This is a genomic window from Rubripirellula tenax (assembly GCF_007860125.1).
In the GTDB taxonomy this organism is placed as follows: domain Bacteria; phylum Planctomycetota; class Planctomycetia; order Pirellulales; family Pirellulaceae; genus Rubripirellula; species Rubripirellula tenax.
Map to the genome: position 1 here is coordinate 1 of NZ_SJPW01000007.1, position 12,516 is coordinate 12,516.

Genomic DNA, 12,516 nt, shown 5'->3' on the forward strand with positions numbered 1-12,516 from the left:
GTATGATTTCTTGTTGGAAATCGAACGCGACGCATAGAGGCATCGAACCATCGCATGCAACGGAGCCGGGCTTGCGAGTCTTAACGAATGGAACATCAACTGTCCCGGCCCGCTGATGCGTACCGTTCCCCGACTGACGTGTTCGCACGGAATCGCGATGTCTCGCAATGACCCGATGCTGATCGACAACACGGCAGCACTGCTAGCTCATCTCGAATCTTCTCGGATGACATTCCAATGGCTGATTCCGCCTAAAGCAGGACAGTCCATCTTGCTTTCACCTTCACATCTTCGACTACTCGTTGACGATGCTCCGGTGGCGAGTTGTCCGCTAATGGGCTCGTTCATAAGGTTCGTTTGTGCTTCCATTGGTGAGATTAAACACACGCCGGGTACGACAAACTCTGCGACTGGTACCTTGAAACTATCGACTTGCATGTCTGATCGCATGCTCGACATCGACTACGATTGCACTGAGTTGCCCGGCGTCGAGGGATCATGCTACTCTGGTGGTGGTTTGATTTCCGTTCCGCTGACGGACTTCCTCCTAGATCACGAAATCCGATGAAAGACGGCGGGGAACCAAACGATGCAACCGAGCGGCGAAGTCGGGCGTCTTGAAGTGGTTGATCTTCCGTCGCCGCCGGCTGATCGTCAACGTTCGCCAACTGAAGAAGACTCTGCGGTGGAAGCCAGCTACGTTTGCAAGCAAAAGAGATTTGCGCGATTTGTTGCGCGGACGATTCGGCGCTCACGACAACATGCGGGGTGATCGCACGGACGATGCGCGGGCGAACTGTTTGCGGCCCTTGATCTGGATCGATTGATACTCGCTCGCTGCCGACAATCTGGTCGCACATGGACTTCCACGTTCGGCCATCACCGAGATTCCTGGCTGAACCTTTTGCCGCAACGGTTGCTCTGTCGATCGATTCCGGTGGGTGCGATGACCCGAGCGGCCGATTTGCCGACGGTCGATGGGCATGGTACGATTGGTGCAACGCCGATCAACGTGGTTGGCGACAACCCGCTGCAAATGTGGCGAACCATGAAATGCACGGGAGATCGCCATGACGGTCTCGCAAATGGATCGTCTTGGGGGCGATCCCCGTGATTTCGGACGTTACACGAATCGAATCAAAGACAACGCGGATTCGTTGTGGTTGATCTGACTTTGCATCGCCTGCGCGGTCGATTGTTGCGCGGTCGGCAGGCTCGTGATTCAGTCCGAGATGCGCGGTCGTCGGTACGCGGGGCAGTTCATGCTCGAGATTGGTGCGCGGTTGCAATTCCGCAGCGAGTGCCCGTGGCGTTTCCTTGATCTACTATCCAATCTTCGAGCAATCATCCACAGTCAACGTTCAACTTGGCGTGCTCGGTCAAGCTTGCTCGGTCTTGCTTCGGTCGGCTACAATGGGCGGGCACGTCGATCGGACTGGCCAATCGGCAACCACACCGTCAGCACCCATCATGTAACCATGCCGTGCACCGGAGCACGGCATGAGAATTTTACAAATGGACACCACAATGGCCGTGCCGCAGTGACGGCGGCCGTTCGCCGACTGAAACATGACAGCGATCCGAATGGAAACCGTCAACCCATATCAACCGCCCTCATCACCGACACCGGAGGCGGTTCCTGATTCGCGTCTGCGGTTCCTCGCTTACCTCGTGCCTACCACACTAGCAGTCGGGCTTACTCTGCTGCTCTGGGTTGTACTTGTCTCGATTCTCAATGGCCTAATAGGACACCGTTTCTCGATGCTGCTTTGGGCGTTCACCCTTTTTCTTTCTTCGTCGATTTCGATCGTTACGCTCAATCGCCTTTGGCGAACACGAGCCCAACCGCTCGCCTTTGGTTTGGCCTTCGCGGTATTTAGTATTGTCTTTGCTTTTGCCGAAGGCGACACCTCGAATGGCACCGATTATTGGATTATGACTATCGTTTACGGTAGCTTGCTGTCTTTGCCTATCGCCATGTTTTTTCTCGCTCGGCGTATCGTGCGCAATGTCGTGTGACCTCAAACCGACGGCGAACCATCCGATGCACCGAAGGACCGGTGGTCAGTTTTCACGAATGGATGCTCAGCTCCCGGTCCTCGGTGATCGGTACCGTTCCGTCAATAAACGATGACTGAAATCGAAGACCAAGCCGAGTCGCAGGGCACGAGTTCTCCGTCAAGACGATCGCTCGTTGGCGGGGCTGGACTTGCGTTTGCCCTGCTGGGATTGGTCGCCGCGATTATGTCGCCCTGGATCATCGACGCGATTGAACCTGAACGGAAGCCAATCGACGAGGTCGCGGTTGAGTTCGCCACAAAGATCAAGGACCGGCTCGTTGCTAAGGCGAAGCGTCAAGAATATGTCTCGCCTGTTGAGGCGAATACAGGATTCAACGTTGCGAAATGGTATCCGGCAGGCACTATCGCTTTAGGATTGTGTGGAATCTGCCTTGGGGTTGGAGGATTTTGCCGACATGAAGACTTGCGAATTACTGGTTCGTCGGTTGCCGTCGGTCTGGCTGCAATCGTATTTCAGTACTTTTTGCTACTGGCGGCTGCTATCATATTCTTGATGTTGGTCGGGATCATCCTGTCGGCGATGGGCATCGACCTGCCAACGCCTTGAACGTTCGCTAACCCAAAGTGAAGACGGAACCATGCGATGCACCGGAGCCGGGCTTGCAAGGTTTCACAAATGGAACGTCAACTGTCCCGGCCCGCTGATCGCCGCCGTTATCGGACTGAGATGAAAACGCTCGCTCTACTGCTAACGCTCTTCGCTTGCATTGCGTCCAACGCAATGGCTGAGCCACTGCGTATTGCGACGTACAATCTGAACTGGGGCAATCGACGTGGCGACGTTCCCACTGGTGCAAACCCGCGATCACCTTGGCTCTTTGGCAACGGGCCCTCGCATTGGTACAATCTTTCGTAACTCAGAGTCACTCGCTTCGTTCAGGGCGGTGACGTAAAAACCTCCCGTTACACGCCCCTAGATTTCTCATGAGCGACGTCACCGTTTACGACAAGGCAAAATGGCACTTCGGTGGCGACTACCCCGCCGACCTCGACGCGGACTACGCCTACACTCACGCTGGCTACTTTTTCGGCTGGATCGTCGACAACGACTTGGTTGACTCCGACTTCCTCGACGACATCGGGGATGAGATCGCCCGTTTTCGGGCGCGCGAAATTTCCGCCCGTGAGCTGTTCATCATCACTGACGGCGCACTCGTTGACGACATGATGAACGACACCGGCAATGCATTTGCTGCACACTACTTCGATTTCACGAATGGCCAATACCTCGCCGACTACGAGTCTTTGCTGTGCGACGGACTACCAACAATGTACCACGCCGAAGATACGCCGGAGAATTACGAGACGATCTGCGCCAAAATCACGGAACGCTTTGACGAATGGAACGCGTCTCGGTAGTTCGCCGGGGCGTGTAACATGGTTTTTACGCTAGGCCTTCGGCACACCTTCGTTGGTAGGCAACGTGCGTTGGCATTGGTACAATTTCTCGTGATTCAAACTCCACCGCTTCGTTTGGGGCGGTGTCGTAAAAACCTTCCGTTATCCGCCGCAGGTTTTCCATGAATGCCACCGCTCACTTGGTGTTTGACCGCGCGTACTACGAATCCAACTACGACGCTTGGCTCCGACATCGCGCCAAGCTCCGCCCGTACGCGGTTTACCTTTCGCTGGCCTTGCTCGCTTTTGGCGTCATCATGGCTTTTGCTTTCCGCGCCCAGTGGTTTGTTGGCGTCCTGTTCGTCTGCGCTGGCATCTACGAACTCATCGAGGCGTTGACTCACAAATCGCGCTGGATCAACGCCCGCGTCAAGGCAACCCGTGAGAACAAAACCGTTGACATGCAACTCTCGGAGACAGAACTGACCACAACATCTTCGGTCGCGCATGGGACGATCCAGATTGATGCTTTTTCCGACATCATCCCAGCACCCGACGGTGTGTGTCTGATCCCCGAATCTGGCGTGTCCATCTACATTCCCGCTGCAACCGTCGAGCCGACCGACGCATTTCGCCCTCTGGTGGATGCGTGGATGGCAGCGCGTAGCGGCGGATAACAGGGTTTTTACGCAAGGCCTTCGGCACACCTTCCTTGGTTGGTCACGCGGGCTCGCATTGGTACAATCTCTCGTAGTTCAGGCATCGCTCGCTTCGTTTAGGGCGGTGTCGTAAAAACCTTCCGTTATGCAACCGACCGATCAACCGCTTCGCTTTTGCTTTACTCTCGGGTGCAACCAAACGCGTTGATCCGCGGCCCTTGCGATGGAGGCCGGGACGTTCGCTTCGATCGCGCTGAAAGGTGTCGCTGGGTTTTCCTGAATTGGCGATATTGTTCGTCCCCGAGCCCTGGTGCTAAACCGTTTTCATCGGCAACGTTCACTGGCGATTCCACGCAAGGGCCGCTCAGCTTTTTTGTTGGTCGTGGCGGTCGGTCGCATAACATGGTGTTCACGCTAAGTCAGGGCTTACGTCATTGCTGAATCTTCCGTTGATCAAAGCTCAACCGCTTCGGTCACGGGCTCTCCGCTGCAAACCCGCGATCGCCTTCGCTGTTTGGCAAACCGCGTCTGCATTGCTAAACTTTTGTCTAATTCAATGTCGTTCGCTTCGGTGAAGAACGGCGACGTAAAAACCTTCCGTTGTCGGTCGCTAGCTTTTTGTGATTTCGACGTCCATGTGCTGACCTCCACGCAACACTCTTACGACCTCGATCGAATCTTCTCTTTCGATGTAGAACACGACATGGTTGGAAAAATCCTTCACCAGCCTCGTTCTCAGGCCCGCTAGTTCGGGAACGCTGGTGGCGAACGGCCCACCACTTTCGGGGAGCATCGCCAGCCCCTTGATCGTCTGCTCGGCTCTTTCGAGAAACCGCAACGCAGCATCAATGCTGCCATCCGCGATGTACATTGCGTGTGACTCAACGTCCTCGACGGCTTTGGGCCGTCGCGTAATTGGTTTCATGCTCGCCACTTACTTGACGCTCTTTGAAACCACACGTTCTTTAATCGCCTGCCATTCTTCGTCTGTCCATGGTTCGGCTGGCCCACTCGATATGCCAGCCATCAACGCATGCTCAATTTCGAGTTGCTTTTCGTTCGCTGCCGCGACTAACGCGACAATAAACTCGCTCGGATTCGCAAATCCGCCTTTTTCCGTGGCTTGATCCACAAATTGCATCAAATCGTCTGGCAAATCGACTGGTATATTGGACATAGGGATTAACCTCACTCGTATGGTTCGCGACCGACAACATGGTGTTTACGCAGAGGCCCTTCGGGCACACCTTCGATGTGGTGCTGGCCTCGCTTCCATTATACAATCAAATCCAATTCAATTCACCTTCGCTTCGGCTGCGTCGGTGTCGTAAAAACCTTCCGTTGTGCGGCCTACTCCAAGGAAACCTGATGCTCACACCAAACTACAACGCTGTGATTCGCCAAGACGGCGAATGGTGGATCGGCTGGATCGAAGAGGTTCCTGGCGTGAACTCACAGGGCGCGACCCGTGACGAGTTGATATCGAACCTTCGCGAAGCACTCGCTGAAGCGATCGAGATGAATCGCGACGACGCTCGCAAGGCCGCTGGCGCGGCCTATGAAGAGGTGGCGATCCAGCCGTGAAACGTCGCGACCTCATTCGACATCGTATGGACAACGGTTGCGTTCTGATCCGCGAGGGCGGCAGTCATTCGTGGTGGGGCCAACCCGTGACTGGCGCGCGGTCGGCGTTGCCTCGTCATCGTGAAATCTCCGATCATCTTGCCCGGAAAATCTGTCGCGATCTCGGAATCCCAGATCCGTAGGCCGCACAACATGGTTTTTACGCTAGGCCTTCGGCACACCTTCGTTGGTTCGTCACGCGGGCTGGCCTTGGTGCAATCTTTCGTACCGATAGGCATCGCTCGCTTCGTTCAGGGCGGTGACGTAAAAACCTTCCGGTCGCGAGTTGCGTAAAGCCTGGGGTGTGAAGAGGCTGTAGCTCGTTTCGATCGTGCAGGCGTCAGGTTCCCGACGACACCTTTGGTTCGTGCGGTACAAACAATGCGAAAATCTAAGCGTCGGCAAGGAAACGAATCAAATCCGTGGACGTCACGATCCCCACGAGATTCTCGCCATCGACGACAGGTAGTGCGTGAAAGTTTTTTGAGCCGAGCATTCTTGCCGCCTCACGAACAGTTCCCGATATCGGGATCGTGGTGACATTGGCATTCATCACATCACGCATCTTGTAAGTGTGGTCAAGAATTTCGTCCAACTCCCTGCCGTCTTGGTTGCCAAATTCACCAAACGAAATCCTCATATAGTCATTCCAACTGACGATTCCAATGAGCTTCTGGCCGCTCGTAACAGGGATATGGTGGATATCGTCTTCCTCAAAGATCGTCCGCAGCTTCGAAACGGCTTCTCCGTCTTGAACGTATTTCACATTGGATGACATGATCTTTGAAATGGGTTCGTTCTTACGCATGAGATAAATCACCTTTGTATGATGGATGGACTGAGAACAACGAGAACCAAGAACCGTGCCAGATTCGTCTTGGCATCTGACACAATTGCTCAAGCCGTCGGCAACTGTGTTAAGTTACTGGCCGTCGCAAATCACGTGCCGTACGGCATTCAGATCGACGTTCAGGGAAAACACGTTCGTTGCCCATACGTCATGTGCGGGCCCGCACGCTTGCGGTGCTAGCTCGCGCGCTTGCGGAAAGGTGTCAAGTCACCGTCACGGTCGCAATGCCAGGGGGGGAAAGATGTCGAACGCCTTTTCCGACCCAGGTCTCTCTGAGACTCGGCTACACGAACGCTGCTCGATAGATGGCATAGGGCGCTGGCCGGTTATCCAGTCAGGTGACTGGCGATGTGGTTCGCTTCGCTCGTGCGTTCCAATCTGGCGACAAAAGGCGTCGACGAAACAATACGTTGCCAATTCGACGGCGTTATACTGCGTCGACAGTCGGTTGGAGACGCACCGATCTCACACTCGCCATTATTTTTATTTATCGTTCTCGTGATCCAATTGGGAAATCACCATGTCTGCAATGAATCGTCGACGCATGCTGACCGGTTCGGCGGGAACTTTGGCGGCGCTGGGATTGGTCCGCGTCGCCGCTGGCGAAACCTTTCCGGAGACCAAGGTCGCCGCGACTGCGACAGGGACGACATCGACAGCGAATCCGATCGCCGTATCGACGTATTCTTATTGGCGATACCGCGACGACAGCAAGTTGACGATCGAGCAGTGCGTCGACCTTGCCGCCGACGCTGGCTTCGACGCGGTCGAAGTCTTGCACGTCCAAATGGAAGACACATCGAACGCGACGCTGCAACGCATCAAACAGCGTTCGTTTCGCCACGGGATGTCGCTATGCGGCATGTCGACCCACCAGTCGTTTGTCTTCCCAGATCCGGCCGAGCGTCGAAGCAATGTCGATCATACGATTGATTGCATCGAACTGGCTTACGCGATGGGGATTCCCACGATCCGCGTCAATACCGGGCGTTGGGGGACGTCGGGCAGTTTCGATGAACTGATGGCGAACAAGGGCATCGAGCCACGGTTGGAGGGGCACACCGATGACGAGGCATTCGACTGGATCCGTGATGGTTTTGAAAAGTGTTTGCCGGTGGCTGAAAAGTGTGGCGTCGTGATGGGATTGGAGAATCACTGGGGCCTAGGACGCACCGCCGACGGTGTCTTGAAAGTCATCAACGACGTGAATTCACCTTGGCTGCAAGCGACACTGGACACGGGAAATTTTCTGGAAGACCAATACACCCAGTACGCCAAACTCGCCCCCAAAGCAGTTCTCGTCCAAGCGAAAACGTACTTCGGTGGCGGAACGTGGTATTCGCTGGACATCGATTATGCTCGCGTCGCGGAAATCCTGCGGAGCGTCAACTATCAGGGTTACATCAGCTTGGAATTTGAGGGCAAGGAAGACCACGCCACGGCGATCCCCAAGAGCCTTGCTCTGCTACGTAGCGCATTTGCTGTCGCAGGCTCTCGCAAGAACGAATAATGCAGACCTCTGCGGTCTTCGAATCTCTTGCGCTGCAAAATCTACACCGCAAAGTTTGGAAGACCGCAGTGATCAGTTCGGAACGGGTTGGGGTCTATCGCGACAGGATTGCGAGTGTGGCGCCGAAGTACCAGGTGTCGGCGCTGCGGCCTTCGGTGGTGATCATGTAACGTCCGAAGCCGCTTAGGCGAATTCGGGGTGACCACCAGAAGTGAACACCACTCTCGGGATAGACGGCCGCGAGTGCGCCGTCGAAACTGAACTCCGTTTCGCCATCCTCGTCGACCGATCCGTCGTCGTCATTCTCCTCTCGCTCGGTTGCCCTCGCTGGTTGTCGCCGGCCCGAGCGTTTCGTTGATCATGTTGATCAAGGCGTCGCCCCGGATGTCCTTGGCAATGACTTTTCCATCAGGATCAATCAGGAACGTCGCTGGGATACTCTGGATGCCGTAGTCCGATGACGCGTCGCTGCTATCTCCCACATGAACTGGAGTCCAAGGCATCGGGTTTTCGGTGACGTATTCATTCGCGGTCTCGGCTTCTGCGTCCATGCTCAAACTGATGATCACCAGTCGTTCATCGTCTTGATGTTTCTCGTAAACCTTCTGCAAGTTTGGCATCTCGGCCAAGCAGGGACCGCACCAAGTCGCCCAAAAATCCAGCAGCACATATTTGCCGGCGTAGTCCGATAGTTCGATCGATTCATTGTCGAACGTTTTCGCTGTGAAGGCCGGGGCAGGATCGCCGACGTTGACGAACTGACGCAATTTCAACGTCAACTCGCCGACATCCAAGGGTTCGTCACTACGACCGCTGGGCATTTCGGGGACTGGAAAGTGATGAACGACACTGCCCAGTGATTCGCCGAACCCGCATTGGTTGGTCGCCGTGGCGGCATGGATCGACAGTGAAAGCGTGTAGTCATCGGCGGGCACGTCGTCGACGCGGAATGTTCCATCGTCACGGATCACAACCGCATACAGTCTGTTTTGCTTATTCGTGTACGCGATACCTTCGTCTGTTTCGCTCCACTGGGCGTACCACTTCTGTTTTTCCTCGTTCGTCAACTTATCTACCGCGTCGGGATACTTGAACTTGGACGAATCCGGCATGATCAAATTCGTCCCCCAGTCGTACTTGGCATCGGTGTCAGGAACAAAGACTCGTCCGATCACGGGACGACCATCGCCGCCGATTCGGACCTCGTGATCGCCGCCCGGTTCGGTCGTCAACCGCACGGTATGCGAGAAAAGTTCGCCTTGGGTTTTCCTCGGGATGACTCGTTGCATCGAGAACGATTCGCCTGGCAAAACTCGTTTCAACACAAACCGTCCTTCGTTATCCGTGGTGGCGCGTCCCTCGATCCTAAATCGCGTTTGATCGTAGGGAACAGAGTCGGTGTGGTGCAGCGCCACGTCGGTTTCGGATGCCGGTTCGCTACCGATACGGACCGTGCCACTGATCGTCGCCCATGGTTCAATTTTCACCGTTTGGCCAGTCGTGAATGCTTCGCCCGCGATCAACTTTCCGCCGAAGGGGTGCAAGAACATCAACCGGAACGCGTCCGACTGGGACGGCAATTCAAATCGTCCTTGTTCATCCGTCGTGACCATCAATTCGTCTCTGGCATCGGATAAGCGGCCGTTGACGATGCGTACATCATATTGACCCGTCAGGGCAACGACGACCTGCGCTCCCGCGGCAGGCAGGCCGCCGTCCAGCGTCACGACACCCTTGAGCGGCGCAGAGGGTTCGAGTTCAAACGAAAGCGAAACTTCGCCCTCGTCAGACCGCAACACCCGCGAGTCCATCGGAGCGTACCCTTTGGCTTCGATCCGCAGCAGGTGGCCAGGTCGCGGGAAACCGAAGGTGCTTTGAAACGTGCCCGCGCTGCCGAGTTTGCTACTCTGTCGCTCCCAGTTAATCCAGTCGCTTCCCTCGAACTGCATCCCTTGAATGACTTCAAATTCTTCGATGGGCTGCTTGGTTGTCGCATCGACAACCTTCCCGCTGACCATCAACGGGCGAATGAATGTTACGACTTGTTCCTCGTCGCTGGCCGACAACTTGTATTGGCGTTTGTCCAAGAAGCCTTCCGCCAGCATGTCGAACGCGATCTCGTCCACCGGCCCGTTGTCCCACTGGTAGATTCCCTGCTTGTTCGACTTTTGAGGGATACTCGCATCGACCAACGAACGGTGACCACGCCACGTATCAGGAACGATCCACACACCGGGCAGCGGATTGCCCGCAGCGTCCACGGTGCGCAGTCGGAATGGATTGCCGGGTAGCAGCTCAATCGCGATCACACCGGTGTCCGCCGTTACGTCAATCTCTTTCAGTTCCGGTGCAAACTTGTCGGCCACGATCGTCAAGATCAACTGTCCCAGCTTTCTTTGCTTAAATTCAAACTCGCCCGCCGCGTCAGATGTTGTTCGAGGGTAGTCCGAACCGAATCGATCACTGCCTTGGAAAATCGTTGCTCCTTTGATCGGATTACCGCTCGTGTCGACGATTTTGCCTTTCACGGTGATGCCTTGTTTCATCACCATGCGATGCGTTCCCGAGCGAACTTCATCGACGGACACTTGGCCCGCGGTTTCGCCAAACGTTGAATCGCTGATATAGTCGGGATGAGTGAGTTTCAGCCAGACTTGCGAAAACTCCTTTGGCATCACGTCGCAAACCCAGCGTCCTTCCGAGTCGGTTTGCACGTCGTGCTTATACACTCGAGCTTGTGGTCGAGAGCTATCTTTCACGCCCGATGCATCAAGCACGGAGACGGTGGCATCTTTGATCGGGCTGCCCGCTTCATCCAGCACGTGCCCGCTAATCGTTGTGCCCACAGGCATACGGAATTCAAATGTCTCGCCGAGTTCCGTCTTTAACTCGTCTTCACGCCACGTCGCAACATGAGGATTGCGTTGCGGTGCCTTCGCTTTCAAACTCAAGAAGCGAGCGTCGCTAGGAAATGTGATTTTGTAGACGCCGTCGTCGGTCGGTTCCGGGCTGATCTTTTTAGAGTTGTACCAGGCATTGAACTCAACGCCGCTGATCGGCTTGCCTTGCTCATCGCCAATGCGAACGGTCAAAGAACGTTCGGCATCGTCATCAACCGCAATCTCAACAGCATCGTCATTCGGTTTGGCATCAACGGGCGGTTGAGCGTACACGAACCGAAAAGTTCCTAGCATCAAGAAAACGAATGAGGCCGAGACAATCGTTGCCGTGATTTGTCGGCGGGTCAGCGGCAGTAATTGGAACGTCTGCTTCACGCGATCGAGTCGGCGACGCACATCGCTGACTCGGGCCATGGCTAGCCCTACGGGACGCTTTCCGGCGGTGACGCTGAGGGCCACCTTCGCGAGTGTCCGCGAGTAGATTTCGGTTTCACCAAGTCGACACGTGGACTCAGCATCGGCCGCGTCCTCGCAAGCTTGCAGGTGGGCCGATCCAATCCGCCAAGCAAGCGGATGCGGCCACAGCAATCCAGTAACGATTCGTAGAAGTCGGTTCCAACCCAAATCGCCCGATCGCAAGTGTGATAACTCATGCATCAGGATCGCCGTGATCTCTGAGCGATCGGCTGTTGATGCGATGGATTGGGGGATCAAGATCACGGGGCCTCCGAAAGTCATGCACAAACACGGCGAGCCATCGATCGGCGTCTGAAGGGCAGGGCACCGACGAACCTTCAGCTCACGACACAAGTGGTCTGCCTGTTCGTTGATCCAATCGCTCGCTGGTTGCGACTTGCGAACCAGGTTTCGAACTTGGAACACGCCGACGAGCCAACGCATCGATAACAGCACGAGTCCAGTGATCCAGGTTGTGATCAAAATCGTGCTCGTTGACCAAGCGAAACCCGTGAATGGTTGTGCGGTGGCATCGGTTGTTTGTGGTGTTGTCACTGCCTGCGATTGTGTTGTCAACGAGAACTCGTCCGCCGGTGCCGCGGAAACGCCGGGTGTATGGTTTGGCTGGCCGTGACCCGTGATCGAGGAAACCAAGTTCACGATTGGGAGTTTGCAATGAGGCTATCGCTGCTTGGGTGTCGTCTCGCCAGGGCGCGAGTTTACGCGGCCAATTGATGGTTCGTGGTAGCTTTGGGTGCGTAAGGTCGTATCGACGCCTCATTAGCCTTCAAGACCGCGCCATAGGTTGACTCCCACGTTCGTACCTGCATCAAACGGACTTGATCAATGAAGACGACGCACGGACGAAGGCACGAGCTTGGCGGGAGGACTTCAACACACGCCGCCCGCACAGTTCGCTTGGTTACCTGACCCCATCGGAGTTCGCGATTCGCAGTGCTGCTTCCGTTCGGCCTACGGCCTCACTCCAGCAGCACTGCGAATCACCGATCCCAATTCCCCAACCCAATCTTTCATAACGCCTGGTACAGGAATTGGGGGCATCCCAAATTGAGCTCCAAAGCTGTGCGAACAAATGCTC

13 protein-coding genes and 1 pseudogene are annotated in these 12,516 nt (G+C 55.4%); 9 read left to right on the forward strand and 5 right to left on the reverse strand.

From position 1 onward, the window contains the following. Positions 1 to 189, reverse strand: a 189-nt coding sequence (locus Poly51_RS31095; protein ID WP_222435931.1) for a hypothetical protein, incomplete at its 3' end; no start/stop codon positions are given. A 247-nt stretch (positions 190 to 436) separates the two neighbouring features. Here Poly51_RS31095 and Poly51_RS31640 point away from each other — a divergent pair. From Poly51_RS31640 to Poly51_RS23595, 5 genes are all read left to right on the forward strand, one after another. Further along, on the forward strand, positions 437 to 568 hold the full coding sequence (locus Poly51_RS31640) for a hypothetical protein (protein ID WP_261344128.1): 132 nt from the start codon (positions 437 to 439) through the stop codon (positions 566 to 568). A 1,016-nt stretch (positions 569 to 1,584) separates the two neighbouring features. Further along, the gene (locus tag Poly51_RS23580) at positions 1,585 to 2,019 is read left to right on the forward strand and encodes a hypothetical protein (protein WP_146460760.1); all 435 of its coding nucleotides are present in this window, start codon (positions 1,585 to 1,587) and stop codon (positions 2,017 to 2,019) included. 111 nt (positions 2,020 to 2,130) lie between these two features. Continuing rightward, positions 2,131 to 2,628, forward strand: a complete 498-nt coding sequence (locus tag Poly51_RS23585) for a hypothetical protein (RefSeq protein ID WP_146460762.1) — start codon at positions 2,131 to 2,133, stop codon at positions 2,626 to 2,628. A gap of 377 nt (positions 2,629 to 3,005) precedes the next feature. Continuing rightward, entirely contained in the window at positions 3,006 to 3,440 is a 435-nt protein-coding gene (locus Poly51_RS23590; RefSeq protein ID WP_146460764.1) for a DUF7832 domain-containing protein, read from the forward strand. 182 nt (positions 3,441 to 3,622) lie between these two features. Continuing rightward, complete coding sequence (locus Poly51_RS23595; RefSeq protein WP_146460766.1) at positions 3,623 to 4,096, forward strand: hypothetical protein; 474 nt, start codon at positions 3,623 to 3,625, stop codon at positions 4,094 to 4,096. A gap of 592 nt (positions 4,097 to 4,688) precedes the next feature. On the opposite strand, the gene Poly51_RS23600 is transcribed toward Poly51_RS23595, so the two are convergent. Both Poly51_RS23600 and Poly51_RS23605 read right to left on the reverse strand, forming a co-directional pair. Continuing rightward, entirely contained in the window at positions 4,689 to 5,003 is a 315-nt protein-coding gene (locus Poly51_RS23600) for a type II toxin-antitoxin system RelE/ParE family toxin (protein WP_146460769.1), read from the reverse strand. A gap of 9 nt (positions 5,004 to 5,012) precedes the next feature. Continuing rightward, positions 5,013 to 5,255 carry a ribbon-helix-helix domain-containing protein gene (locus Poly51_RS23605; protein ID WP_146460770.1) on the reverse strand — a complete coding sequence of 81 codons (243 nt, stop codon included), beginning with the start codon at positions 5,253 to 5,255 and terminating at the stop codon, positions 5,013 to 5,015. Positions 5,256 to 5,446: 191 nt separating this feature from the next. On the opposite strand from Poly51_RS23605, the gene Poly51_RS23610 reads away from it, so the two are divergent. Next, entirely contained in the window at positions 5,447 to 5,662 is a 216-nt protein-coding gene (locus Poly51_RS23610; RefSeq protein WP_146460772.1) for a type II toxin-antitoxin system HicB family antitoxin, read from the forward strand. Next, a complete protein-coding gene (locus Poly51_RS23615) occupies positions 5,659 to 5,844 on the forward strand; it encodes a type II toxin-antitoxin system HicA family toxin (RefSeq protein WP_146460774.1) in 186 nt (61 codons plus the stop codon). Before Poly51_RS23610 ends, Poly51_RS23615 begins: the two co-directional genes overlap by 4 nt. 248 nt (positions 5,845 to 6,092) lie before the next feature. On the opposite strand, the gene Poly51_RS23620 is transcribed toward Poly51_RS23615, so the two are convergent. Then, positions 6,093 to 6,509 (reverse strand): CBS domain-containing protein, encoded by a 417-nt coding sequence (locus Poly51_RS23620; protein ID WP_146460776.1) that lies wholly within the window; start codon positions 6,507 to 6,509, stop codon positions 6,093 to 6,095. A 562-nt stretch (positions 6,510 to 7,071) separates the two neighbouring features. On the opposite strand from Poly51_RS23620, the gene Poly51_RS23625 reads away from it, so the two are divergent. Beyond that, positions 7,072 to 8,061 carry a sugar phosphate isomerase/epimerase family protein gene (locus Poly51_RS23625; protein WP_146460777.1) on the forward strand — a complete coding sequence of 330 codons (990 nt, stop codon included), beginning with the start codon at positions 7,072 to 7,074 and terminating at the stop codon, positions 8,059 to 8,061. Between the two features lie 299 nt (positions 8,062 to 8,360). Here Poly51_RS23625 and Poly51_RS23635 read toward each other — a convergent pair whose 3' ends face one another. Next, positions 8,361 to 12,077: a carboxypeptidase regulatory-like domain-containing protein gene (locus Poly51_RS23635; protein WP_146460779.1), complete on the reverse strand. Its 3,717-nt coding sequence runs from the start codon at positions 12,075 to 12,077 to the stop codon at positions 8,361 to 8,363. A 161-nt stretch (positions 12,078 to 12,238) separates the two neighbouring features. Here Poly51_RS23635 and Poly51_RS23640 point away from each other — a divergent pair. Beyond that, positions 12,239 to 12,454 (forward strand): annotated as a pseudogene (locus tag Poly51_RS23640) (integrase core domain-containing protein); the annotation flags it as partial. Between the last annotated feature and the right edge of the window lie 62 nt (positions 12,455 to 12,516).

What these genes read in the sequence shown, in the direction of transcription:
- Poly51_RS31640 (WP_261344128.1), top strand. Translation starts at nt 437, where the DNA reads ATGTCTGATCGCATGCTCGACATCGACTACGATTGCACTGAGTTGCCC.
- Poly51_RS23580 (WP_146460760.1), top strand. Translation starts at nt 1,585, where the DNA reads ATGGAAACCGTCAACCCATATCAACCGCCCTCATCACCGACACCGGAG.
- Poly51_RS23585 (WP_146460762.1), top strand. Translation starts at nt 2,131, where the DNA reads ATGACTGAAATCGAAGACCAAGCCGAGTCGCAGGGCACGAGTTCTCCG.
- Poly51_RS23590 (WP_146460764.1), top strand. Translation starts at nt 3,006, where the DNA reads ATGAGCGACGTCACCGTTTACGACAAGGCAAAATGGCACTTCGGTGGC.
- Poly51_RS23600 (WP_146460769.1), bottom strand. Translation starts at nt 5,003, where the DNA reads ATGAAACCAATTACGCGACGGCCCAAAGCCGTCGAGGACGTTGAGTCA.
- Poly51_RS23605 (WP_146460770.1), bottom strand. Translation starts at nt 5,255, where the DNA reads ATGTCCAATATACCAGTCGATTTGCCAGACGATTTGATGCAATTTGTG.
- Poly51_RS23610 (WP_146460772.1), top strand. Translation starts at nt 5,447, where the DNA reads ATGCTCACACCAAACTACAACGCTGTGATTCGCCAAGACGGCGAATGG.
- Poly51_RS23620 (WP_146460776.1), bottom strand. Translation starts at nt 6,509, where the DNA reads ATGCGTAAGAACGAACCCATTTCAAAGATCATGTCATCCAATGTGAAA.
- Poly51_RS23625 (WP_146460777.1), top strand. Translation starts at nt 7,072, where the DNA reads ATGTCTGCAATGAATCGTCGACGCATGCTGACCGGTTCGGCGGGAACT.